Origin of the sequence: Streptomyces sp. NBC_00659 (assembly GCF_036226925.1) — a bacterium.
GTDB lineage: Bacteria > Actinomycetota > Actinomycetes > Streptomycetales > Streptomycetaceae > Streptomyces.
In genome coordinates, this window is the sequence record NZ_CP109031.1 from 8,644,708 (window position 1) to 8,667,129 (window position 22,422).

22 protein-coding genes are annotated in these 22,422 nt (G+C 71.3%); 16 read left to right on the forward strand and 6 right to left on the reverse strand.

Features of this window, described 5'->3' with window-relative positions:
- Nucleotides 1-35 precede the first annotated feature (35 nt).
- Entirely contained in the window at nt 36-1,535 is a 1,500-nt protein-coding gene (locus OG410_RS37730; RefSeq protein ID WP_329303264.1) for a sensor histidine kinase, read from the reverse strand.
- 5 nt (nt 1,536-1,540) lie between these two features.
- Entirely contained in the window at nt 1,541-2,245 is a 705-nt protein-coding gene (locus OG410_RS37735; RefSeq protein WP_329303265.1) for a response regulator transcription factor, read from the reverse strand.
- Between the two features lie 231 nt (nt 2,246-2,476).
- On the opposite strand from OG410_RS37735, the gene OG410_RS37740 reads away from it, so the two are divergent.
- The 3 genes from OG410_RS37740 (at nt 2,477) to OG410_RS37750 (ending at nt 6,477) form a co-directional block, all read left to right on the forward strand.
- Entirely contained in the window at nt 2,477-3,364 is an 888-nt protein-coding gene (locus OG410_RS37740; RefSeq protein WP_329303266.1) for a hypothetical protein, read from the forward strand.
- 79 nt (nt 3,365-3,443) lie between these two features.
- Nucleotides 3,444-4,367 (forward strand): hypothetical protein, encoded by a 924-nt coding sequence (locus OG410_RS37745; RefSeq protein ID WP_329303267.1) that lies wholly within the window; start codon nt 3,444-3,446, stop codon nt 4,365-4,367.
- Between the two features lie 64 nt (nt 4,368-4,431).
- Nucleotides 4,432-6,477, forward strand: a complete 2,046-nt coding sequence (locus OG410_RS37750) for a hypothetical protein (RefSeq protein WP_329303268.1) — start codon at nt 4,432-4,434, stop codon at nt 6,475-6,477.
- A gap of 70 nt (nt 6,478-6,547) precedes the next feature.
- On the opposite strand, the gene OG410_RS37755 is transcribed toward OG410_RS37750, so the two are convergent.
- Nucleotides 6,548-6,934 carry a hypothetical protein gene (locus OG410_RS37755; protein WP_329303269.1) on the reverse strand — a complete coding sequence of 129 codons (387 nt, stop codon included), beginning with the start codon at nt 6,932-6,934 and terminating at the stop codon, nt 6,548-6,550.
- On the opposite strand from OG410_RS37755, the gene OG410_RS37760 reads away from it, so the two are divergent.
- The 5 genes from OG410_RS37760 (at nt 6,933) to OG410_RS37780 (ending at nt 9,241) form a co-directional block, all read left to right on the forward strand.
- Nucleotides 6,933-7,340, forward strand: coding sequence for a DUF4232 domain-containing protein (locus OG410_RS37760; RefSeq protein WP_329303270.1), 408 nt, complete (start codon nt 6,933-6,935; stop codon nt 7,338-7,340). The genes OG410_RS37755 and OG410_RS37760 overlap by 2 nt on opposite strands.
- 407 nt (nt 7,341-7,747) lie before the next feature.
- Entirely contained in the window at nt 7,748-7,912 is a 165-nt protein-coding gene (gene rpmG, locus OG410_RS37765; protein WP_329303271.1) for a 50S ribosomal protein L33, read from the forward strand.
- 87 nt (nt 7,913-7,999) lie between these two features.
- Nucleotides 8,000-8,260, forward strand: coding sequence for a type B 50S ribosomal protein L31 (locus OG410_RS37770; RefSeq protein WP_329303272.1), 261 nt, complete (start codon nt 8,000-8,002; stop codon nt 8,258-8,260).
- 41 nt (nt 8,261-8,301) lie between these two features.
- Nucleotides 8,302-8,424 (forward strand): type B 50S ribosomal protein L36, encoded by a 123-nt coding sequence (ykgO, locus tag OG410_RS37775; protein ID WP_326783839.1) that lies wholly within the window; start codon nt 8,302-8,304, stop codon nt 8,422-8,424.
- 211 nt (nt 8,425-8,635) lie between these two features.
- Nucleotides 8,636-9,241 (forward strand): GOLPH3/VPS74 family protein, encoded by a 606-nt coding sequence (locus OG410_RS37780; protein WP_329303273.1) that lies wholly within the window; start codon nt 8,636-8,638, stop codon nt 9,239-9,241.
- A 113-nt stretch (nt 9,242-9,354) separates the two neighbouring features.
- Here the strand turns inward: OG410_RS37780 and OG410_RS37785 are convergent, their stop codons facing one another.
- Together OG410_RS37785 and OG410_RS37790 are read right to left on the reverse strand one after the other, a co-directional pair.
- Nucleotides 9,355-9,687 (reverse strand): hypothetical protein, encoded by a 333-nt coding sequence (locus tag OG410_RS37785; RefSeq protein WP_329303274.1) that lies wholly within the window; start codon nt 9,685-9,687, stop codon nt 9,355-9,357.
- 39 nt (nt 9,688-9,726) lie between these two features.
- Nucleotides 9,727-10,626 (reverse strand): alpha/beta fold hydrolase, encoded by a 900-nt coding sequence (locus tag OG410_RS37790; RefSeq protein WP_329303275.1) that lies wholly within the window; start codon nt 10,624-10,626, stop codon nt 9,727-9,729.
- Nucleotides 10,627-10,683: 57 nt separating this feature from the next.
- Here OG410_RS37790 and OG410_RS37795 point away from each other — a divergent pair, with 57 nt between their 5' ends.
- Both OG410_RS37795 and OG410_RS37800 read left to right on the forward strand, forming a co-directional pair.
- Entirely contained in the window at nt 10,684-11,292 is a 609-nt protein-coding gene (locus tag OG410_RS37795; protein WP_329303276.1) for a TetR/AcrR family transcriptional regulator, read from the forward strand.
- Nucleotides 11,293-11,395: 103 nt separating this feature from the next.
- On the forward strand, nt 11,396-12,091 hold the full coding sequence (locus tag OG410_RS37800) for an alpha/beta hydrolase (RefSeq protein ID WP_329303277.1): 696 nt from the start codon (nt 11,396-11,398) through the stop codon (nt 12,089-12,091).
- 433 nt (nt 12,092-12,524) lie between these two features.
- On the opposite strand, the gene OG410_RS37805 is transcribed toward OG410_RS37800, so the two are convergent.
- Complete coding sequence (locus tag OG410_RS37805) at nt 12,525-13,679, reverse strand: hypothetical protein (protein ID WP_329303278.1); 1,155 nt, start codon at nt 13,677-13,679, stop codon at nt 12,525-12,527.
- Nucleotides 13,680-14,059: 380 nt separating this feature from the next.
- Between OG410_RS37805 and OG410_RS37810 the strand changes: the two genes are divergently transcribed.
- The 6 genes from OG410_RS37810 (at nt 14,060) to OG410_RS37835 (ending at nt 22,355) form a co-directional block, all read left to right on the forward strand.
- Nucleotides 14,060-15,034 (forward strand): LacI family DNA-binding transcriptional regulator, encoded by a 975-nt coding sequence (locus OG410_RS37810; protein WP_329304416.1) that lies wholly within the window; start codon nt 14,060-14,062, stop codon nt 15,032-15,034.
- A 574-nt stretch (nt 15,035-15,608) separates the two neighbouring features.
- Nucleotides 15,609-16,919: an ABC transporter substrate-binding protein gene (locus OG410_RS37815; RefSeq protein WP_329303279.1), complete on the forward strand. Its 1,311-nt coding sequence runs from the start codon at nt 15,609-15,611 to the stop codon at nt 16,917-16,919.
- Nucleotides 16,920-16,927: 8 nt separating this feature from the next.
- Nucleotides 16,928-17,908 carry a carbohydrate ABC transporter permease gene (locus OG410_RS37820; protein ID WP_329304418.1) on the forward strand — a complete coding sequence of 327 codons (981 nt, stop codon included), beginning with the start codon at nt 16,928-16,930 and terminating at the stop codon, nt 17,906-17,908.
- Entirely contained in the window at nt 17,905-18,801 is an 897-nt protein-coding gene (locus tag OG410_RS37825; protein ID WP_329303280.1) for a carbohydrate ABC transporter permease, read from the forward strand. The genes OG410_RS37820 and OG410_RS37825 overlap by 4 nt, the downstream gene beginning before the upstream one ends.
- Nucleotides 18,802-18,849: 48 nt before the next feature.
- Nucleotides 18,850-20,328, forward strand: coding sequence for a glycoside hydrolase family 36 protein (locus OG410_RS37830; RefSeq protein WP_329303281.1), 1,479 nt, complete (start codon nt 18,850-18,852; stop codon nt 20,326-20,328).
- Nucleotides 20,325-22,355, forward strand: a complete 2,031-nt coding sequence (locus tag OG410_RS37835) for a beta-galactosidase (RefSeq protein WP_329303282.1) — start codon at nt 20,325-20,327, stop codon at nt 22,353-22,355. Before OG410_RS37830 ends, OG410_RS37835 begins: the two co-directional genes overlap by 4 nt.
- Nucleotides 22,356-22,422 lie beyond the last annotated feature (67 nt).

Consider the following 22,422-nt stretch of genomic DNA (forward strand, 5'->3'; position numbering starts at 1 on the left):
ATCTTTCCGGGGCGGTTGCCCGCACGTCCGGCACGCTAGGAGTCCTCTTTGTGCAATTCTTGTGGCCGGACACCGGCGGTCGTGATCACCCAGTTGCGCTGCGCCGGCAGCGTCGCCTCCATGCCGGCCCCGCCGCCCGGAAACGGGAGCAACGGGAGCACGACCTCGATCCGGGTCCCCGTTCCGGCCGGCGCGTCGAGGACGCGGACCCGGCCCCGGTGCAGGTCGATCTGCTGGGAGACCAGGGTGAGCCCGAGGCCCGATCCCGGACTGTCCGGGCGGCGCTCGAAGCGTTCGAAGACCGCGGCGCGACGCTCGGGCGCGATCCCCGGTCCCTGGTCGTCGACGAACAGGACGGCGCGGTCGTCGCTCGCGCGCAACGTGACCTCGATACGCGCGGGGCGTCCGTCGGCGCATCCGCCGTGCACCAGCGCGTTGGTGAGGAGATTGTCCAGGACCGTGCGCAGTCCCGGCTCCCAGCCGTGGACCCGCGGCCCCGGCGGACAGTCGACGGCGATGTGCGCGAGCGGATGGCGCCGCCGCTGCTCCCCCACGCTCGCCTCGACGACCTCCGCGAGATCCACCGGTCCGAAGGCGTCCGCCTCGACCAGGTCACCGCGGCCGAGCTCGCGCAGCATGACCAACAGCCCCAGCAGCCGGGCGTGTTCGAGGCGCAGGTCGCCGAGGACCTCGTCGCGGTCGGGAGCGGGCAGGGCCGGATGCTCGGTGAGGATCTCCAGGTTGGTCTGCATGCTCATCAGCGGAGTGCGCAGTTCGTGCGCGGCGGCCGAGGCGAACGAACGGGCGGTGGCCAGCGCCTCCTCGGTCCTCGCGGCCTGTTCGTCGTAGCGGCTCAGGACCGTCTGGAGGGTGTGCGCCAGATCGTCGACCTCGGCGATCCGGGCCGACGCGTGGTCGAGGCGGGCGGCGCTGGTCCGCGGATCCAGACCGCTCGCGCTGTCCCGCAGCCGTCGCAGCGGACGGCTCGCGCGCCCCGCCACCGCACCGGCCAGCAGCCCCGACAGTGGTGCGGCGAGCAGCGCCACCGTCACCACGCGCCTGCGCACCAGGCGCAGTTGGGTGTCCGCGGCGGTGTCCGGAGCGAAGAGCCACAGCGTGCCGCGCACCCCGGGGCGAGTACCGGAGACCCGCTGGGACAGGACCCGCCAGGAATCCCCGCCGGCCCGCAGCGTGACCGGCACCGGCGCGCTCGCGGGAAGCGCCGTCGCCCGGTCCGGCTGGGGACCGCCCGTGTACGTCTCCGACGGGCCGATCAGCCGTACGCCGACGTCCAGGGCGGAGGTGAACAGCCGCCTCTCGCGGGCCCGTTCGACCGCCGCCGACCGGTCCGCGGCGCTCGCGCGCAGCAGCCCACGGGCGTCCTTCGCCACGGCCGCCGCGCTCCGGCGCAGGTGTGCGTCCTGCTGGTCGTGCAGATCCGCCGCGACCAGCCGCAGCAGCAGCCAGCCGGTGGCCAGCACCAGGAGCGGCACGGCCGCTCCGACGGCGAGGGCGATGCGGGTGGACAGTCTCATCGTCCTCAACGTCCGGCCTCCGGCCCGTCGTCGCGCAGTACGAACCCCACGCCCCGGACGGTGTGGATGATCCGGGCCCGGTCCGGTGCCTCCAGCTTGCGGCGCAGATAGCTCACGAACGTGTCCACCGCGTCGGTGCGCACATCGAAGTCGTACCCCCAGACCCGGTCGAGGAGCTGATCCCTGCTGAGCACGATGCCCGCGTTGCGCGCCAGGACGTGCAGCAGCTCGAACTCCCGCCGGGTGAGCTCCAGTTGCCGTCCGTCCAGGCTGACCGTGCGGGCTGTCGGGTCCAGGGACAGTCCGCCCACCCGTACGGTGTCGGTGTCCCTCGGCGGCCGGCGCCGCAGCAGTGCCTGGAGCCTGAGCACCAACTCCTGGAGGGCGAACGGCTTCACCAGGTAGTCGTCCCCGCCGGCCTGGAGCCCCGCGATCCGGTCGGCGGTCTCGTCGAGCGCGGAGAGCATCAGGACGGGTACGTCGTTGTCCTCCTCGCGCAGCGTCCGGCACACGTCGATCCCGCTGAGACCGGGCATGGAGATGTCCAGCACGATCGCGTCCGGCGGCGTCCGCCGGGCCAGGTCCAGCGCGGGCCGGCCGCCGTCGGCGAGGTCCACGGTGAATCCGCCCAGCCGCAGTCCGCGTTCGAGTGACCGTCGTATCGCCGCGTCGTCGTCGACGACGAGGACCCGGCCCCGGTCTCCGCCCATCACCACTCCTCAGCTCGGAGCAACGGACCGGTCGGGCCGGCCCGTTTCGCCGCCCATGGTGCACCAGCGGCCTCGACGGAGGTCCCACGCGGGTCGCCTGGCGCGAATCTGTGGCCAGGCACGAAACGGTAACGAAGGACTTCGTGGCGGTTGATGACATGCCCGCGCGGCGTAATGTCCCGCATGTCCGGGCGCTCGTGGGGGGTGGCCCGGTGCGGGGAGGGGAGTGTCATGGCTGCCATGACGCGGGTTCGAAGAGTGCCCACAACTGTCCGGGTCCGGGTGGTCGCGACGGTCTGCGCGGGGCTCCTGTGCGCGTCCCTGGCCGGATGCGGGAACGACGGTACGGCGACGGCCGACGCCTCGACGGCGTCCGCCGACACGTTGGCATCCGCGGCGCCGTCGTCCGCCGCCGCGTCCACGCCCGAGGCGACGCCCTCGACGAGCGAGGCGGCGACGCCGACGGAGACACCGACCACGGAGGAGGCCACGACGGCCGCTTCCCAGGAACCGGTGTCGGCCGGCGGTTCGGAGGCGTCGGCCCTGTGGGGCAAGGCGTACAGCGGCAGCGCGAGCATCACGGTCGACGTCTACGACTACTGCTCCACCGACGGGTCCCGGCGCCTGGCGGGCAGCCAGACCTACTCGATGAACAGCACCCTCAACCTGGGCCGGCCGGAGTCCGGCGGCGACCAGACCGAGAGCAACCCGTTCTCGATGCTGTTCGCGGCGGGCTACGCCTCCCAGGCGGGCGCGGTGTCCTTCCAGTCGTCGGTGGTCAGCACGGTCTCGAGCCAGGACCTGGCGGGCAACTACCGGGATCCGAACCTCCTGCTGACGTACTGGAACATCGACTGGTCCGACGGCGAGCTCGACGCACGGCTCACGGATCCGCACGACCGGGAAGCCGTCGTCCCGAACCTGCTCAACTGGCCCGGCCTGCTCGTCGCCTGCCGCTCCGACCTCGGTCAGATGCCCGGCGGCTTCCCGCACGCGCTGGCCGCCGGCACGACGTTCACGGGCCGCCTCGACAGCTCCGGGGCGTCCCTCGCCGCCGAGGGAAGCACCACCGACGGCGTGGTCGCGTTCAAGTTCACCTTCGACGGCACGGCCTCGTGACACCCTTGTCGGCCCCCTTCCCGTGGACGGCCGTGACGGGACGGCGGGAAAGCGGGGCGACCGCACCGGGGGAGGCCGGATGACGACACCGGACCGGCTCGACACCTGGAGCATACGGATCGCCGAACGGGCCGCTCCCAAGGAGAGCGGGTTCGCGGCGCAGACCGCTCGCGCGTACGCCGCGGGCGGCGCTCCCCGCCGTAACCTCTTCTCCTCGCCCGGTCAGGCGGCCGGAGGCATGGGCGGCGGAGCGGTCGCCGTCCTTCCCGCCGTGCTGGACGGGCTCGCCTACGCCGCCGAGTCCCTCAAGTCGGCCCTGGGCAGCCCCGAGTTGAACAACCTGCTGTCCGCGACAGGACTGCTGGTCGGGTTACGGGCCCAGCGGCGCGCCGAGGCCGCGACCCGGCGACCGGGGGAGGACGACGGTACGGCCTTACCGGATGACGGCGCGCCGACCGGACCGCCACCAGCGCCGTCACCCGGGCCACCGCCGTCGCCGTCGTCGCCGGGGCCATCGCCATCGCCGCGGGCCGTGCCAGGCGACGACGAGGGCGGTGGGGGAGACCGGGACGGCGGGGCCGACGGCGACGAGGACTTGTCGTCAGCGTCGCCAGGAGCGAGACCCGGGGCCTTGCCGGGAACGGCCGCTCCCTCGGGCGGCGCGGCCCCCGGTTCGGACGCTCCCACCGTCGACGTCGTACGGGCCGCCCTGCGCATGAGCGGGCGGCTCCGGGCCCGGGGGCTGGCCCCGGCCGAAGCCGACGAACTGACGGCACGGCTCATCGCCCGGCTGGTCACCGAGGACGATCCGGAGGAAGCCGCGGCCTTCCTCGACGCACTGGTCGGCGACGAGGCGCCCCCGCCGCTGCGTGGCCCGGGCGCCCGGTGCGGGAAGCTGCGCCGACTGGGTTCGGCGGCGTCGGGCCTGCTCCTCCGCGCGGGCCGCCCCCGTACGACACCCCACGGGCCGCCGCCCGGTCCGGAGGGGACGAACCAGGGATGAGTACGCCGTCGGCCGCACGGATCCGCCGATCGTCCCGGCGCGCGGGCCGATCCGGTACGGCGTCATGACGAGGCCGCCGCCGCGCGGACCCGCCCGGTCGTGGGGGCCGCCGCCCTGGCTGTGGCTGACCCTGGCGCTCTTCCTCGCCCAGCTTCCCGCGCTGATCGGGCACGCCCTCGGTGTGGGCACCGATCTCGGCCGGTTCGGTGAGGCCGGACGCGGCCGCTTCGTCACCGCGGTGCTCAGCCTGGTCCAGCTCCTGCCCCAGTTCTTCCTGCTCGCCGCGGTCCTCGCGCTCCTCGCCCCACGGGCACGCTGCCGTCGCGTCGAGCGCCGTTACGGGCTCCTGGCCCCCGACGACCCGCTGATGGTGCCTCCGGCGGTGGTACCCGGGAGCCGGGACGGGAGTGCCGAGCCGCACTTCGCCGCCGCGATGACGGAGTTCGTCCACGCGCACGCCCCGGGTACCCGGCTGCGCCTGAGCACTCTGGACGGCCTCTCCGCCCGCGTCTACCCCGGCGGTCGGCGTGCCACTCGGATCGGGGTCTTCGCCCCGCTCGTCCATCTGTGGCACACGGACATCGAGGCGGCCCGAGCGGTGCTCCTGCACGAACTCGGCCATCTGCGCCGGGGCGAGCAGCACGTCACCGGGCTCGGCAGCCCCCTCACCGCCCTGGTCCGGGTCTGGCCGTACGTCCTCGCGGGCTTCGTCGTCCTGCCGGTCACGCTGCTGTTCGTCACGGGCAACGCGACCGTGGTCCTGACACTCGCCGAGGTCGTGCTGGTCCTCCAGAGCGTGCCGAAGGTGCTGCTCCTCGTGGTGGCGGCGTTGTGGTCCGCGGAGCTCGCCGCGGACCGCTTCGCGGCTGGGGCCGCGGGCGCCGACACCGTCGTACGCGCCCTGCGCAGCCTGGAGAAGGGCGATCGCGGCGGCCTCGCACGGCTCTACCACCCGCCCGTCAGGATGCGCGTCTGGTGTGTGTCGCGAGCGGAGACCACCCGGGGCCGGCTCCTGCCGACGCTGCTGTGGCCGCTGGCGCTGTTGGCCCAGCTTCTGCTGACGACGCTGGGGGCGTTTCCCGCGTACGTGCTGCTGGGCGCGTCCGGTGACCGGGCCGCCCGCCAGGTCCTCGCGCTGGCCCATGAGTCGCTGGCCGGGCAGCCCGCCTGGTGGGCGACGCTCGCCGTCGCACTGGTCTGGCCGTCGGCGACACGAGTGCGCCGGGCACGGGGGGACCGGTCGGGGAGGGTTCGGCCCGTATCGGCTCGGCCCGCGTTGGCCCGGCCAGCGACGGTCAGGCCCGAGCTGGTCAGGCCCGCGCCGGCCCGGTCAGCGGTGGTGTACGCGGCAGCCGTCCTCCTCCCGGCGGTCCTGCTGCTCCTCGGGCTGCTGCCCCTCGCCTCCCGCCCGGCGGGCGGAGTCTTCGCCGATGAACCGGCGGGGCCGACCGCCCCGGCCACGCGGGTACCGGGTGCTGGTGGAACCGGAACTGGAACCGGCATCGGTGGCGGAACCGGAGCCGAGAACGATGCCGGCGCCGGCACCGGGGCCGGCGCCGGGGCGACGACGACGGCGTGCCGCAGCCGTGCCGCACCGCGTGATCCGAGCCGTCCGCCGGGGCTCCCGACCTTCACGCCCGGGAAGCCGTCGTCGTCCGGCGGCGACCCGGATCACGCGCGGGGACCACGCACCTTCCGCACGCTCGGTGTCACATCCGCCGATCCCCTCTCGGGCACCCGCTCCCAGGCCCAGGAGGTGGCCGCCCGCCTGCGCGGGGCCCGCTGGACACTGCGCGACGACGGCACGCTGGCGGCCGACCTGGCCGAGGTCCCGGTCCTGCGCACCACGTCCGTCGACGCCACGACACGCCTGCTGACCGGGAAGCGCACCCGGCGCACGGACGTCAGCGCGACCACGACATGGACGGAGGCCCGTCTCGTCACCGGCGCGGGCCCGACGGTCCGGCTGGACCTCATCAGGGCCGCGACCGGGGTCACGCGGGCCGTGGTCGCCTGCCGGGAGTTCACCTCCACGTCGACCACCGCGCAGCGCCTGTCGCTGACCTTGGGAAACGACGAGCGGTCCGGTCCGAGCGAGCGGCCCCGGTGATCGGTACCCGGGGCGTCACCGTCGTGTCACAGGCCTGTACGCGCGTGAACCACGGAGGCCGTCCCGCGATCTACAGCGACGAGTGCCGGTGAACGTCCGGCACCTGAACATCGCCATCGGGGGACTTCATGCTGTACGGGATGCACTTCGGGTCGCGGGTCCGCGGGGCCGCACTGGCCATGGCGACCATGTCGGCGGCCACCCTTCTCATGACCGCGTGCCAGCCGGGCCCGGACAGCGCGGGTTCCGCCGCCTCGCCCTCGGGCACGGCGAAGAAGCCGACGGCCTCGTCCTCCGGCTCCCCGACTCCCACCGCGCCGTCCGGCGGGACGGGAGCCTCGGCCGAACCCGCGGGCGACTCCACGTCCAAGGCCCCGGCATCGGTCCCCGCCACCGCCACCGCGAAACCGGCGACGAAGACCAAGACGTGCGCGGCGGAGTCCTTGAAGGCGTTCATGTACCAGGCCGACGTACGGCCCCCGGGCACCGGAACCGGCGCCGCGATCGTCGAGTTCACCAACATGTCCGGAGCGACGTGCGCCCTCGAGGGGTATCCGACCGTGGCGGGGGCGGCGAACGGCTCCCCCGAGAAGAACCACCCGCTGACCGTGACCCGGACGGGCTCCTCGTCCAAGGTGACGCTCGCACCCGCCGCGAAGGCCTGGCTCAAGATGACGTTCGTCCAGGTGCAGGGCGAGGCCGACGGCTACTGCGTGTCCGGGACGACTCCGGTCACCTACCCGACCCTGGTGGTGGGTCTCCCCTCCAGCGGAGCGCACCAGCTCGCCCTCGAAGACGGCGTGCTGGCCGAGTGCGACAACAAGGTGACGGTCACCGCCGTCACCGCGACGAAGCCCTCCTGACCTGACCGTCACCGGCGCGCTGTCACAACCGTGCCGGAGGGTGGCCACGACCAGGGGGTGGGCCGCAAGAAAGGGGTGCGCCACGACCAGGGGGTGGCCCGCGACGGGGGTCGCTGAGGGGGTGTGCCTGCGAAGCCGTCCACAGGCTGCCGGAGCCGTGCCGTGCCGGTCAGGGCCCTGTGGGCGGTGAACGGCGCCGCCTGCCGGGGCCGGGCCTAGGGAACGGACCCGGCCCGGACCTGTGGAACGGGCGGGGCCGGTCACGTCGACGCGGCCCTCGGCGCGGTGACGGCCTCCGGCTGTGTCCGGGGTCCGGGAATGCCGGCACCGGGTGCGCTGTTACAGCTCACGTAACTGATTGGCATGCGCGAGTCAAGGCTCGTGTGTGGTGGACGAAGGAGAGCCTCATGGCACGCAGCAGCGCGCGCCCCGTCGTCACGCTGAGGTCGACGGCCGGTACCGGCGCCACGTATGTGACGCGCAAGAACCGAGGAAACGACCCCGACCGGCTGGTCCTGCGCAAGTACGACCCGCTGGCGGGCCGGCACGTCACGTTCCGCGAGGAGCGCTGACCTCACGACGGGCGTACCCGGCGGGTGCACTCGTCGCGTCACCGTCGTATCCGCAGACGAACCTGCCGTAAGCGAGGAGGGAACCCCATGAGGCCCCACATCCACCCCGAATCCCGTCCCGTCGTCTTCCGGGACCGTGCCGCCGGTGTCGCGTTCCTGACGCGATCCACCGCGCACTCCGCCCGGACGATCGAGTGGGAGGACGGGGCCGTCCATCCGGTCGTCGACGTGGAGATCTCGTCGGCGAGCCACCCGTTCTACACCGGGACCTCACGGGTCCTGGACACCGCCGGCCGGGTGGAGCGCTTCGAGCGCCGCTACGGCCGTACGGCGTCGAACTGGCACTGACCGCCGGAGCGCGCCGAGTTCGGCAGAAGGAGGACAGAACCATGAAGGTACGAGCGTCCTTGCGCTCACTGAAGTCCAAGCCCGGGGCCCAGGTGGTCCGCAGGCGCGGTGTGGTCTTCGTCGTGAACAAGAAGAACCCGCGCCTGAAGGCCCGCCAGGGCTGACGGTGTGTCAGGCCGAGGGCAACCGGTCCGGCGGACGCACCGCGCGTCGGCCGGACCGGCCGCGCGTGATGTGTGCCGGGAGTTACGATCACGATCGTGACGTGCCCTTCCTCCGCGGACGACGGATCGCCCGCGGAGGGTGGTGCGGTGGACACGCTGGATCCGATGCGTGAGGGTCGCGCCGGGCGAAGTACTCCGAAGGGAGCCGTTCGTGACCACGGCCAGGGACTTGTTCATCATCACGATGGACAAGGAGCCGGAACGCAGTGTCGGGCAGGGCGATCTGTCGCTCGCCCTCGCCGGAGCCGAGGTGATCGACCTTCTCGCGGATGAGGTCATCACGCTGGACGGTGACCGGATGACTCCGGCGAGGCAGCCCGCGACGGACGACCGTCTTCTGGGCGAGGCGGCGTCCTCGCTCGTGCGGCAGGTCCCGTACGAGCGGGTCGAGGACTGGCTCTGGCGCAGAGGCCGCGATCTGGCCAAGGCCTATCAGGCCGACCTCGAACAGGCGGGCCAGCTCACCCGGCAACGGCGGGGCCGACTGCCCTTCGGCCCCGACCGCATGGAGCTGGTGGACTCACCGGCCCGCAGCCGGGCCATGCATCGCTGGGCGGCGGACGAGCCCGTCCTCGCCGCGCTCGCCGACGTGGTCGGAATCCCCGCCGAGGAGAGCGACGACAGCTCGACGGTCGAGGACGAGGCGGTGACGACCGTCCTGGTCGCCGTGCACGACGCGGTGATGGAACTGGAAGCCGTCCGCCAGCGCCGGGCCATCGAGAACGCGGCCTTCGCCAACATCTGGCGCGGCGCCTGACGTGACCCGGGCCGGGGCCCGCGCCACGAGGGCCAGGTGACGGGCGCGGGGATTCCTGTTCCGGCGGGCACCGCTTCTTGCTGCACGTGCCTTGTAGAACAACGTATCGAGCATCACGCGCCCCGGGCGCAAGCGGTGGTCGGGGGCTCCCACGCCTTGATGATCGGCTCGACCGACGCCCAGGCCGCATCAGTCAACTCGTCCGGCACGAGCCGACCGCTCACCTTGAACCACTCAGCCATCGAGCACGCCACGCCGACAAGCGGTTTGGGCACGGCCCCGGTGATGGTGCCCGCACGTCCAGCAGCGCCAGTACCTCGGCCTGGCGCGCGGGGGTCCATGGCAGCCAGATGCTCACGGGCGACGGTGGCCAGGGCGGCAAGGTCTTCGGCGCGGCGCTCGGCGGCCCCGGTCTCCTCAAGACACGCGGTGGCCTCGTGGCGCATTGCCTGGAGCTGCTCCAGTTCCTCTGTGCGGCGTGCCTGCTACCGGTTGGCCGCGAGGAAGTCCTCCAGGATCTCGACAAACCGCGTCGGCTGCTCCTCGGCCGGGTAATGGCCGCAGTCGTCGAGGACGACCCCCGTGACGTCGTCGGCCGCCAGCCGCATCGTCTGGGCGGCATTCGCGCCGCTCCACAGCGCGCCGCCGAGGGCGAGCACCGGCAGCGTCAGCCGGGTCCTGCCGCGCTGCTCGTTCTGCGCGATCGTCTCGTCCAGCGCCCGGTAGTACGCGAAGCTCGCCCGCAGCGCGCGAGGATCCGCGGTGATCGCGTCGACGTAGACGTCGACGGCGTACGCGGGTATCGCGGTCGGCGTGGCGGCCTTGGTGGCGAACTGCCAGCCGAAGAAGAGCCGCTCCCGTCCCCGGACCAGTTCCTCGTTGAGGTCGGTGAGCCGGTTGAAGCCGAACTGCCAGAGCTTCAGGTTGACCGCAGCCGGGCCGAAGAACGGCGGGGACGGCGTGAGACCGGGGATCACCGCTTCGAGGACGGCGAGCCGGCCCACCCGCTCGGGGTGATCGGCGGCGAGGGCGTATCCGGTCCACGTACCGATGTCGTGGCCGACCACGTCGAACCGGTCGTGCCCGAGCGCGGCCATCAACGCGACCAGATCGGCGGCCAGCGTGCCGGCGTCGTACCCGTCGTCGGGCTTGTCGGAGAGCCCGGCCCCGCGCGAGTCGACGGCGACGACGGTGTGCCGGCGGGCGAGCGCGGGCATCACCTCCCGCCAGGCGTACCAGGTCTGGGGCCACCCGCCGATCAGCAGCAGCGCCGGGCCGTCCCCACCGGTGACCGCGTGCAGCCGCAGTCCGTTCACCTCCACGAGCCGGCTGGTGAAGACGTCAAGGAATCCGTCAGGCAGTCGCAGCGAACGCAAGCTTGTCATGCCGGTGACCATACCCATCTTTGAACGATCGGTACAAGATGTGTAGACTGACGGACCATGGCAGGCCGCAAGCAATTCGACGTGGACGAGGCGCTACGACGTGCGATGCACGTCTTCTGGCGCTGGGGTTATTCGGAGGCCTCGATCGATCGCCTGACCGAGGGCACGGGCCTGGGCCGGGGCTCGCTCTACGGCACCTTCGGCGACAAGAGCGCCCTCTTCCGCAAAAGCCTCCAACGGTACGCGCAGACCTACCACCCGCTGTACGAGCAGGCGCTGTCCGGCCCCCGCCCGAGCCCGAGCGCCGTTGTGGCCGCCTTCCTGCAGGTCGCCCTGAACCGCATCGCCGACCCGACGGTCCCGGATGGCTGCCTGCTCACGGTGTCGGCAACGCAGTTCCCGGCGCTTGACGCGGAGGGACGGGCGACGGTCCGCGCCATGATCGACGGTTTGCGGGCGATGCTGGAGCAGGCGTTGCTGGCGGCGGGGGCCGGCGAGCAGGAGGCGGCAGAGCTGGCGTTGTGCACGCTGGCGACGAACAAATCCCTGGCAGTGCTGAGCCGCGCCGGCTTCTCGGGCGAAGACCTGGCAACCGTCGCGGCAGCCGCCGCAAAGAATGCCGAGGCTCCGCCGAACCGGTCGGCCGAACCGTCGGGGCCGCGATAGGCGGGAACGACTCCGTCGCCAATGGATCTGTCTTCGAAGCGAAGCGTTCTGCTGTCAGCCAAGTCTGTCTCGCCTCCGACGGCATGAGCGACAGGATCGTCACATGCAGCCGATCTTCGTGCTCGTGCACAGTCCGTCCGTAGGCCCCTCGACCTGGCACCCAGTGGCCGAACACCTGACGACGGCCGGACACCAGGTACGGGTACCGTCCCTGCTGCACATAGGAACCGGCGCTCCGCCCTTCTGGCCCCGCATCGTCGACGCCGTCCGCGACGACCTCCGGCAGCTTCCGGCCGACAGTCCTGTCACGTTGGTGGCACACAGCAACGCGGGCCTGTTTCTCCCGGCGATCCGCTCGGGCCTCGACCATCCGGTGACCAGCTCCGTCTTCGTCGATGCCGCGCTGCCGGCCCGGACCGGACCGACCCCTGTCGCCACAACCGACTTGCTGGAGTTCCTCCGACCGATGGCCGTGAACGGCAGGCTGCCACGCTGGACCGACTGGTGGGACGAGGCAGACGTCGCACCCATGTTCACCGATCCGACGATGCGACAGACAGTCATCGAGGAGCAGCCCGCCCTGCCGCTGTCCTACTACGAGCAGCACATCCCGGTCCCCGACGGCTGGGACGACCACCCCTGCTCCTACCTGCTGTTCGGCCCTCCGTATGACGACCTCGCCGACCAGGCGGGCGAACGCGGCTGGCGTGTGGCACATCTGCCCGGCGCACACCTTCATCAGATCATCGACCCTGCCGGCACAGCCCGTCACCTCGTCGAGCTCGCCGCTACAACTTGATCCACTTCCGATGGACGCCGCAGTCGCTTCGAGGGAAATGTTTCGATCGCACGCAAGGCGGCAGCACACCGCAGGACCACCGAGATGCCCTGAGCAAGAGACCCGGCTCGGTCATCTGATCTGAAAGGTACCGAAACCGTTGGACGCGGCCGTGACGCTCGCCATCCTTGCCTTCTCGGGCGTGCTGTCGATGCTCCTCTTCGCCCTTCGCGGCTTCCTCGATCAGCTCCCCGACGTGTTCGCTTCCGCAGGGCGTGCCAGAGACGCTTGGCGTGCCCTCAAGCAAGCTCGCAGCGAGGAAGTGCAACGTGAAACGCTGCAGCCCGCCCCGCCCCCAGCACGCCAGGACGAGCAGCCACCCGCAGCGGCACAGGCCCGTCGTGGGGTCTCCGCCGCTCTCCCTGGACGCAGAAGACCCCCCGGCGCCCCCGGGTCACTCGGAAGCCTCGCGGGCCCGCCGCTCGCTCTCACGCGCCTCCTGGAGGTGGGCGTCGACGCGTTGTGCCCGTCGGGGCAGCAGCGAGTCCGTGACGCGCTGAAGCGTCTTCGCCAGCGGGTGCTTGTCCTGCCCCTGAGCGGAACCCCGCACGGCGGACGCGGCGTCGCGGTACTCGGCCATGTCGGAGAGCGCCGCGTGCGCGAGCTCGGTCGCCTCGCGGTACAGGTCGCGCGACTTCGTCATCGCGTCGAGGGCCTCGGAGTACGAGGCCACCAGAGCGCGTGCGTGCGTGAGTTCCTCTTCGAGGGTCAGCAGACTCCATTCCTCGCGCAGCGCCGTGAAGGCCGCCGCCGCGTCGTCCGGCAGCGGCCAGGGAAGCGCCGCGAACTGCACGACCTTGTCGAGGAGTTCCGTCGGTTCGGAGCCGTCGAGGAAGACGCTGCGCACCCTGAACGCCTGCTCGTCGAACCCGGTCCGGGCGGGGGTGCCGGACAGGATGACGGCGCCGCCACGCGGAACGGACGTCCCGAGGTCGCCGAGCGCCCAGTTGGCGGCGTGGAACTGCTCGGGCGTGGCCCGGTGTTCCACCACGCGATGCCGCAGCGCGGGCGGCAGCAGCCGGACCAGCGGGAGGCGGCCCTCGGCGTCGGGGGTCATGGCCTCGTGCACGACGACGTTGATGCTCCAGCTGTGCCGCGCGATGTCCTTGAGCAGGCGGCGCAGCGCGGCGTCGTCCTTCGGCAGCGGGTTGATGTCCTGGAGCAGCAGTCCGGCCGCGGCGTCACGGTCCCAGGAGAGGTCGCTGCGCTCGGGCCAGAGCAGGGCGGCGGGGGAGGGCCACCCGGGGTCCCAGGGACGCTCCGCCTCGGCCGCGAGTGTCCAGCGCCGTTCGCCGTCCACCTGCGCACGTCCGTCGGTGGTGAGCCGCGCCCGCACGGTCACATCGCGGTCGACGAACCAGCGCGCCTCGAAGACGTGCCCGTCCGGCGTCGTGTCGTTCTCCTTCTCCAGGAAGTCCTGGATCCTTTCACTGTTCTTCAGTTCCCGCAGGTGCTCCCGGAGAGCCGTCTGCGGGGCGGGACCGGTATGGCGCCCGGCGGCCAGCCAGACCGTTTCCGGGGCGGTGAGACGCTCTGAGGACTTCGGCATGAGTCACTTTGCTGGTGGGGTGAGGTGTGCCCTCCCAGTATGGTCACCTTTGGCCAAGAGCCGGGAGGCGAGGCCCCTTGAGATCACAGACCTCCGCCATCGGGTGACTATGCGAATTTCGTTGACGATTGACCGTATTGGGGTCATCGCGAAGAATTCGAGCGGGCCGTGGGTACGAGAGCGGCCTGCCGGGGCGGCCCGCGCCGCCGGGGTCGCGATGTGCGCGCCGGGGTGCGGTGGCGGTGGGCGTCCGGCCGGCCGAGGGTGCGGACCTGCGAGGACGCGAACCGGGGCGTGAACGGCCGGAGCTCGCCGGCCGGCGGGCGCCGGTAGGGTTGCGGTCGGAGAAGGGGCGGACGCGGATGCGGCAGCGGGTGACCATGAGTGACGTGGCGCGAGCCGCGGGAGTCTCGTCCGCCACCGTCTCGTATGTGCTGAGCGGAAAACGGCCGGTCACGGAGGAAACGCGCAAAGCGGTCGAATCGGCCATCGAGCAGCTCGGCTTCACCCTCAACCCCGTTGCCCGGAGCCTTCGTACGGGCAAGTCCACCATGGTCGCCCTCGTCGTACCGGACATCGCGAACCCCTTCTACGCGCTGCTCGCCCGCTCGATCCAGGACGAGCTGCGCGGCCGGGGCTACCACGTGCTGGTCAGCAGTACGGGAGCGCGGCGGGACGAGGAGGAGGCGCTGCTGCACGAAGCGGTGTATCAGAGGTTCGCCGGTGTGGTGATGACACCGTTCCGGCTCGCCACCGACGCCTTCGACGTCCTGCGCGCCGCCGGGATCCCGGCGGTGGTCAGCGCCGACGTCTCGTTCGGTGACGTCGATCTGGTGACTCCCGACGCCGACGACGCGGTCCGTGCGGCGCTGGCGCACGTGGCGGCCACCGGCCGGCGGCGCATCGGTGTGATCGCCGGGCCGCTGGATGCCGCCGGCGGTGATCCGCGCCTGGAACGCGTACGGGAGCACGCGGCCGAGGCGGGGCTGCGCATCGCCCGGGAGCACGTCGTCCACGGTGAGCACACGCGCGAGGCGGGGGCGGAGGGCTTCGAACGGCTGATGCGCGCGCGGCTCCGGCCCGAGGCGGTGCTGTGCGGCAACGACATCACGGCGGTCGGCGCGATGGACACGGCCGAGCGCCTGGGGCTCGACATTCCCGGGGATGTGTCGCTCGTGGGGCACGACGACATCGAGTTCGCCTCGCTGGTCCGGCCGCGGTTGACGACCATCCGCTATCCGGCGCGCGAGGTGGGCCGCGTCGCGGCCGGGCTCCTTCTGGAGCAGATCGACGGCCGGACGGCGCGAAGGACCGTGCGGGTCGCCACGACGTTCGTGGCGCGCGCGTCGGTCTGACGGCCGCGGCCTCCTCGGCCGCGCGGCCGTACGGCAGCCGTGAACCGCCGCCCCCGGCGCGCCTGTTCCCCGCACGCCTTTTGCCGGATCGATAGTCGAGGGACCGTAGCGTAATCGATTACGTTGCGCGAGACTGAGTGGCGGACGAACGCCGACCGAGGGCCCGCAGCCCCATGACATGCCATCAGTCTGCCGCATTCGGCAGGGAATGACCCGCTCGCCGATTTGTGCTGCCTGTAAACAAATTCAACCAGCAACTGTTTGTTTTTGAGCGGCTGTGTCGTGAAAGCCGACATCGTTGATGGAGGCGTGTGCCCCGTCGTGCGCGGGTTCGCGGACCGGGCGAGGTCGATGGGCTCGACGGGCGTGCCGGTCGCGCGCGAGTCTTTTCCTGGTCTCATGAGGGTAGTCCGTGACGTGTCGGTCACGTTTCGGGCAAGGCGAGTGCGAGGTCTTGACGCCGTGACGACATGAGGCTGTCATTACGGCCACGTTGTTCGGTCGAGTTGGTTTCTGATCGATTTCCGGCCTCCCCGCCGTCCAGCCTGACCGAACCCTGCCCTCAGGAGCCGTCATGCACCTTCCCCTCTCGGGTCTGTCCGCCCCAACGCCCAGTCGTCGCACCCTCATCCGTGGAATCGGCGGCGCGGTCGCCCTCGGCGCGGGCGTACCCCTGCTGAGCGCCTGCGGCGGCAGCGGCACGGCGTCGGACCCCAAGACGGTCACCGTCGGCTCCAACGCGTCCGACGCCGTGCCGAAGAAGGCTTTCGCCGACGTCTACGCGGACTTCAAGAAGCAGTCCGGCATCACGGTCGACGTGAACACGAAGGACCACAACACCTTCCAGGAGCAGATCAACTCGTATCTGCAGGGCACGCCCGACGACGTGTTCAACTGGTTCGCCGGGTACCGGATGCAGTTCTTCGCGGCCAAGAAGCTCGCCTCGCCGATCGACGACGTGTGGGCGAAGATCGGGGACAACTTCCCCGAGGCGATGAAGAAGCTCAGCAAGGGCGAGGACGGCAAGTACTACTTCGTCCCGATGACCACGTACCCGTGGGCCGTCTTCTACCGCAAGAGCGTGTTCCAGCAGTACGGCTACACGGTCCCCACCACCTGGGACGAACTGATCGCCCTGTGCAAGCAGATGAAGAAGGACAAGCTGGTCCCCATCGCCTTCGGCGACAAGGACGCCTGGCCCGCGATGGGCACCTTCGACCAGATCAACTTCCGTCTCAACGGCTACGACTTCCACGTGCAGCTCATGGCGGGCAAGACCTCCTGGACCGACGCCAAGGTCAAGGCCGCCTTCGACCACTGGGCCGAGCTCCTGCCCTACCACCAAGACGGCTTCATGGGCCGCACCTGGCAGGACGCCGCGCAGACGCTCGTGGCCAAGAAGGCCGGCATGTACCTCCTCGGCACCTTCGTGGCCCAGCAGTTCACCAACAAGGACGACCTGGACGACCTCGACTTCTTCCCCTTCCCGGAGATCAACTCCGCGTACGGCCAGGACACCGTGGAGGCGCCCACCGACGGCCTCATGGTCAGCAAGGCTCCCAAGAACCACGCCGGCGTCCTCAAGCTGCTGGAGTACATGGGCAGCCCGGCCGCCGAGGAGCTCTACCTCAAGGGCGACCCGAGCGTGGTGGCCGCCTCCGCCAAGGCCGACACCTCCGCGTACTCGGCGCTGCAGAAGAAGGCGTTCGACATGATCGGGGGCGCCAAGACCCTGACCCAGTTCATGGACCGGGACTCCCGGCCGGACTTCACCTCGACGGTGATGCAGCCCGGACTCCAGAAGTTCCTCCAGAACCCCAAGGGCGTGGACAGCCTGCTGGCGTCGATCGAGCGCCAGAAGAAGCAGATCTTCGCGACCTCGTGAACGACACCATGACCACCGACACCACGACGAAGTCCCCGGAGGCGGCCAGCGTGCCGCCTCCGGGCGCCGCCTCCGCGCCGAAGCGGGCCGCACGCGGCAGGCGCCGCCTGCTGACCCGCCGTGACCGGTTCACGCTCGCCCTCATGGCGGGCGTGCCCACGGTCCTGCACGTGGCCCTGGTCTGGGTCACCGCCCTCGCCTCCATCGCCCTCGCCTTCACCACCTGGGACGGCATCGGCTTCGACTCGATCAGATGGGTCGGCCTCCAGAACTTCGAGCAACTCTTCAACGACAACCCGCAGTTCTGGCCCGCCGTCCAGCACAACATCATCTGGTTCGTCGTCCTCATCCTGATCCCGACGCCACTCGGCCTCTTCCTCGCCGTCCAGCTCGACAAGAGGATCCGCTTCAGCCGCGTCTACCAGACCGCGTTCTTCCTGCCGGTCGTCATCTCGATGGCCTGCATCGGCTTCGTCTGGCAGCTCGTCTACAACCCGGACACGGGCCTGATCAACAGCCTCATCGGCGCCAACACGCCCGGCCACTACATCGACTGGATCGGCGACCCCGACCTCAATCTGTGGGCCGTCCTCGTCGCGGCCTCCTGGCGGCACACCGGCTACATGATGATCCTGTACCTGGCCGGCCTCAAGGGCGTCGACCCCTCCCTCAGGGAGGCCTCCGCGCTGGACGGCGCCAACGAGTGGCAGACGTTCAAGAACGTCATCTTCCCCACGCTGCGCCCCACCAACACGGTCGTGCTGGTCGTCACCATCATCGAGGCCCTGCGCGCCTTCGACCTGGTCTTCGTCTTCAACAAGGGTGCCCAGGGGACCGAGTTGCTCTCGATCCTGGTGACCAACAACATCATCGGCGAGTCGAGCCGCATCGGTTACGGCTCCGCGATCGCCGTGGTCCTGCTGGTCATCTCGCTCGTCGTGATCGTCCCGTATCTGGTGGCCACCTTCCGGAAGGAGCGGCGATCGTGAGCGCCCCCACCCTCGCGGCCGGCGCGCGCAAGCGGCGCGCGCCCGTCCGCCCCGCCCGCGTGCTCCTGCACGTCTTCCTCGCCGGTACCGCCCTGGCCTGGCTCGCCCCGCTGCTGTGGGCGGTCTTCTCGGCCCTGCGCCCGTACGGCGAGACCAGCGACAAGGGCTATGTGTCCTGGCCGGACACGCTGAACCTCGACAACTTCACGAACGCGTTCGAACAGTCGGACATGACGCACTACTTCGTCAACACACTGCTGATCGCGGTGCCGGCCGTGCTGCTCACGCTGTTCCTGTCGTCGATGGTCGCCTTCTACGTCAGCCGCTTCGACTTCCGCCTCAACCTCGCGCTGCTGCTGGTCTTCACGGCGGGCAACCTGCTTCCGCAGCAGGTCATCATCACCCCGCTGTACCGGTTGTACCTGCTGACCGACCTGCCCGGTATCACGGAGAGCGGCAAGCTGTACGACTCCGCGCTCGGCCTGGTGCTGATCCACGTCGCCTTCCAGTCCGGGTTCTGCGCGTTCGTGCTGAGCAACTACATGCGTTCCCTGCCGGACGAGCTGACCGAGGCCGCGCTCGTGGACGGAGCCTCGGTGTGGCGGCTGTACTGGCAGATCACCCTGCCGCTGTGCAAGCCCGCGATGGCGGCCCTCGCGACCCTGCTGTCGATCTGGATCTACAACGACTTCTTCTGGGCCCTCGTGCTGATCTCGACCGGCGAGAACATGCCCATCACCTCGGCCCTGAACAACCTCTCCGGCCAGTACTTCACGGACCCCAACCTGGTCGCCGCCGGCGCTCTGCTCACCGCGATCCCCACACTCGTCGTGTACTTCGCGCTCCAGCGGCAGTTCGTCAGCGGTCTGACCCTCGGCGCCAACAAGAGCTGAGACGACACCACCCGAGAACTCAGGCGGCTCCACGTGAAAGAGACCGACGTGCCCCAAGCCTTCACCCCCGTAGCCTCCGTACCCGTGGACCCGCGCACCGCACGGGTCCACGAGGAGGGCTGGCAGTCCTGGAGCCCCAGTGGCTCCTACGCCCTCGACGACGCTCCGCACCGCCCCACGAACGCCAACTGGGCGACCGTCTGCTACCGGCCCGGCCGCACCGCGGCGCCCGCCGGCTTCCAGGGCGAGGGACTGCTCGCGCTGGACCCAGGCGACGGCTCCCCGGTCCGGCTGTGGGCGGCGCCCGACCCGGCCGTCTCGGTCCCCTCGATCCGGCTGACCGTCCACAGCCGCACCGCGGCGCCCGCCGGCTTCCAGGGCGAGGGACTGCTCGCGCTGGACCCCGGCGACGGCTCCCCGGTCCGGCTGTGGGCGGCGCCCGACCCGACCGTCTCGGTCCCCTCGATCCGGCTGGCCGTCCACGACGGCCGTGCCGAGGTCAGCGCCGACGGCCCGGTCACCGAGTCCTCGTACTCCGGACCGGACGGAGTCCAGGGCGCGCTCGCCGCCTGGGCCGACGCCCTCGCGACCCCCGCCCCACGGCCGGCACCCACGGTGTGGTGCTCCTGGTACGAGTACTTCACCGCCGTCACCGAGGACGACATCCACGAGAACCTCCGCGCCATGGACACCCTCGACCTCCCCGTCGACGTCGTCCAGATCGACGACGGCTACCAGAGCGCACTCGGCGACTGGCTCACCCTCTCCGGCCGCTTCCGCTCCCGCGCGGCCCTCGCCGACGCCATCCGCGAACGCGGCCGGCGCGCGGGCATCTGGACCGCGCCGTTCCTGGTGGCCCCGCACAGCGAACTCGCCGGCCGGCACCCCGACTGGCTGGTCCGTGACCCCGCCGGCGCACCCCTGCACGCGGGCCACAACTGGAACCACGACCTGTACACCCTCGACGCCACGCACCCCGAGGCCAGGGCCTATCTGACCGATGTCTACGCCACCTTGCGCGCCGAGGGGTACGACTACTTCAAGACCGACTTCCTCTACGCGGGCGCCCTGGACGGCGTACGGCACTCCGGAGCCGACGCGCTGACCGCCTACCGCGCCGGAATCGCCCTGATCCGCGAAGCCATCGGTCCCGACGCCCACCTCCTCGGCTGCGGAGCCCCGATCCTCCCGTCCATCGGCCTGTTCGACGCGATGCGGGTCAGCCCCGACACGGCACCGCACCGGCGACCCGAGGCCGACGACTACAGCCAACCCGGCCAGGAAGCCGCCGAGTTCACCGGCGCCGGCCGCCAATGGCAGCACCGGCGCCTGTGGATCAACGACCCCGACTGCCTGATGGCCCGGCCCGCCGTCGAGACCCGCGAACGCTGGGCGGACCATGTCGAGGCCACCGACGGCCTGATGGCCTCCAGCGACCGACTGCTGTCCCTCGACGCGTGGGGCGTGGCCACCACCCGCCGCCTGCTGTCCCCGGGACACGCGCCGGCCCCGGGAGGAGCCGCATGACCCACGAACGCACCCTGTCCGTCCCCGGCATCGTCTACGGCGGCGACTACAACCCCGAACAGTGGCCCGAGGAGATCTGGGCCGAGGACATGCGCCTGATGCGCGAGGCCGGCGTCACCATGGTCAGCGTCGGCATCTTCTCCTGGGCGCTCATGGAACCCTCCGAGGGCCGGTACGACTTCACCCGCATGGACCGGCTCCTGGACCTCCTCCACGAGAACGGCATCGCCGCCGACCTGGCCACCCCCACGGCGGCTCCCCCCGCCTGGTTCTTCCGGGCACACCCCGAAGCGCTCCCGGCCGACCGCGACGGCCGGACACTGACCTACGGCAGCAGGCAGACCTTCTGCCCGAGCAGCCCCGCCTACCGCGAGGCCGCCCTGCGCGTCACGACAGCCCTCGCCGAGCGCTACGCCGCCCACCCGGCCGTGGTGATGTGGCACGTCCACAACGAGTACGGCTGCCACAACGCGGCCTGCTACTGCGACATCAGCGCCCGGTCCTTCCGCCGCTGGCTGCGCACCCGCTACGACGACGACCTGGCGGCCCTCAACCACGCCTGGGGCACCACGTTCTGGAGCCAGTGGTACCACGACTGGGAGGAGGTCCTGCCGCCGCGCGCCACCGGCGCCGTCCCCAACCCCACGCACCAGCTCGACTGGCGCCGCTTCTGCTCCGACGAACTGCTGTCGCTGTACACGGCGGAGCGCGACGTCCTGCGCGCGGCCGCCCCGTCGACACCGGCCACCACCAACTTCATGGTGATGGACACCTTCGACGCGCTCGACTACTGGCGGTGGGCCCCGGAACTCGACGTCGTCTCCAACGACCACTACCTGATGTCCACCGACCCGGCCTCCGAGATCGACGTCGCGCTCTGCGGCGACCTGACACGGTCACTGGCCGGCGGACCGTGGCTGCTCATGGAGCACTCCACCGGCGCCGTGAACTGGCAGCCCGTCAACAGGGCCAAAACCCCCGGGGAAATGCGCCGCAACGCCCTCGCCCATGTGGCCCACGGCGCCGACGGCATCGCCTACTTCCAGTGGCGGGCCGCGAGGGCGGGCGCCGAACAGTGGCACTCGGCGATGCTCCCGCACGCGGGCACGGACAGCCGCATCTGGCAGGACGTCGTCCGCCTCGGCGCCGACCTCAGGGCCCTGGCCGAGGTACGCGGCAGCACCGGCACGGCCGAGGTCGCCATCGTCTGGGACTGGAACGCCCGTTGGGCACTGGAGCTGCCCTCCCAGCCCAGCGGCGACCTCCGGTACAAGGATCTGGTCCGTGCCTGGTACGAGCCGCTGTGGCGGTCCGGCGCGGCCGTCGACTTCGTACGCCCGGACGCGGACCTCTCGGCCTACCGTCTGGTCCTCGCCCCGAGCCTCTACCTGGTGGACGAGGCGGGCGCGGCGAACCTGGCCGGCCACGTCGAGCGCGGCGGCACCCTCGCGATCGGCTTCCACAGCGGCGCCGTCGACGAGAACTGCCACATCCGACTGGGCGGTTACCCGGGAGCGTTCCGCGAGATCCTCGGCATCCGCGGCGACGAACTCTTCCCCCTGCTCCCCGGCGAGTCGGCCGGTCTGACCGGCCAGGTGCCCCCGGGCGCCACGGCCACCCTGTGGTCGGAGCGGGTGCGCCTGAACGGCGCCGAGGCGGTCGCCACGTACACGGACGGACCCCTGGCCGGCGTCCCGGCGGTCACGAGGAACAACCACGGACAGGGCACCGCCTGGTACGTGGCGACCCTCCCCGACGCGGACACGCTCACCGCCCTGCTGGACCGCGTCCGCGCCGAGGCAGGGGTCGCCGGCGCCGGTGACACACCACCGGGAGTGGAGATCGTCCGCCGGCGCGGCCGGGACGCCGACTACGTGTTCCTCATCGACCACGCGGGCCGAGGCGCGGAGCTCCCCGTCCCGCCGGGCGCCACCGAACTCCTCACCGGCAAACCCCTGTCGGGCTCGGTGAGGGTCGATCCCGGCGAGATCGCGGTGGTACGGGAGCCGCGTGCGGCGGGCGGGTAGCCCATGGGCGGTGACGGTCGGTGGCGGTGGCGGATCCAGGCCGGCCCCGCCACCGCTCGCCACACCA

What these genes read in the sequence shown, in the direction of transcription:
- OG410_RS37805 (WP_329303278.1), bottom strand. Translation starts at nt 13,679, where the DNA reads ATGCCGAAGTCCTCAGAGCGTCTCACCGCCCCGGAAACGGTCTGGCTG.
- OG410_RS37760 (WP_329303270.1), top strand. Translation starts at nt 6,933, where the DNA reads ATGTACCAGGCCGACGTACGGCCCCCGGGCACCGGAACCGGCGCCGCG.
- OG410_RS37835 (WP_329303282.1), top strand. Translation starts at nt 20,325, where the DNA reads ATGACCCACGAACGCACCCTGTCCGTCCCCGGCATCGTCTACGGCGGC.
- OG410_RS37810 (WP_329304416.1), top strand. Translation starts at nt 14,060, where the DNA reads ATGAGTGACGTGGCGCGAGCCGCGGGAGTCTCGTCCGCCACCGTCTCG.
- OG410_RS37740 (WP_329303266.1), top strand. Translation starts at nt 2,477, where the DNA reads ATGGCTGCCATGACGCGGGTTCGAAGAGTGCCCACAACTGTCCGGGTC.
- rpmG (WP_329303271.1), top strand. Translation starts at nt 7,748, where the DNA reads ATGGCACGCAGCAGCGCGCGCCCCGTCGTCACGCTGAGGTCGACGGCC.
- OG410_RS37735 (WP_329303265.1), bottom strand. Translation starts at nt 2,245, where the DNA reads ATGGGCGGAGACCGGGGCCGGGTCCTCGTCGTCGACGACGACGCGGCG.
- ykgO (WP_326783839.1), top strand. Translation starts at nt 8,302, where the DNA reads ATGAAGGTACGAGCGTCCTTGCGCTCACTGAAGTCCAAGCCCGGGGCC.
- OG410_RS37750 (WP_329303268.1), top strand. Translation starts at nt 4,432, where the DNA reads ATGACGAGGCCGCCGCCGCGCGGACCCGCCCGGTCGTGGGGGCCGCCG.
- OG410_RS37745 (WP_329303267.1), top strand. Translation starts at nt 3,444, where the DNA reads ATGACGACACCGGACCGGCTCGACACCTGGAGCATACGGATCGCCGAA.
- OG410_RS37800 (WP_329303277.1), top strand. Translation starts at nt 11,396, where the DNA reads ATGCAGCCGATCTTCGTGCTCGTGCACAGTCCGTCCGTAGGCCCCTCG.
- OG410_RS37785 (WP_329303274.1), bottom strand. Translation starts at nt 9,687, where the DNA reads ATGCGCCACGAGGCCACCGCGTGTCTTGAGGAGACCGGGGCCGCCGAG.
- OG410_RS37795 (WP_329303276.1), top strand. Translation starts at nt 10,684, where the DNA reads ATGGCAGGCCGCAAGCAATTCGACGTGGACGAGGCGCTACGACGTGCG.
- OG410_RS37790 (WP_329303275.1), bottom strand. Translation starts at nt 10,626, where the DNA reads ATGACAAGCTTGCGTTCGCTGCGACTGCCTGACGGATTCCTTGACGTC.
- OG410_RS37730 (WP_329303264.1), bottom strand. Translation starts at nt 1,535, where the DNA reads ATGAGACTGTCCACCCGCATCGCCCTCGCCGTCGGAGCGGCCGTGCCG.
- OG410_RS37755 (WP_329303269.1), bottom strand. Translation starts at nt 6,934, where the DNA reads ATGAACGCCTTCAAGGACTCCGCCGCGCACGTCTTGGTCTTCGTCGCC.
- OG410_RS37770 (WP_329303272.1), top strand. Translation starts at nt 8,000, where the DNA reads ATGAGGCCCCACATCCACCCCGAATCCCGTCCCGTCGTCTTCCGGGAC.
- OG410_RS37815 (WP_329303279.1), top strand. Translation starts at nt 15,609, where the DNA reads ATGCACCTTCCCCTCTCGGGTCTGTCCGCCCCAACGCCCAGTCGTCGC.
- OG410_RS37820 (WP_329304418.1), top strand. Translation starts at nt 16,928, where the DNA reads ATGACCACCGACACCACGACGAAGTCCCCGGAGGCGGCCAGCGTGCCG.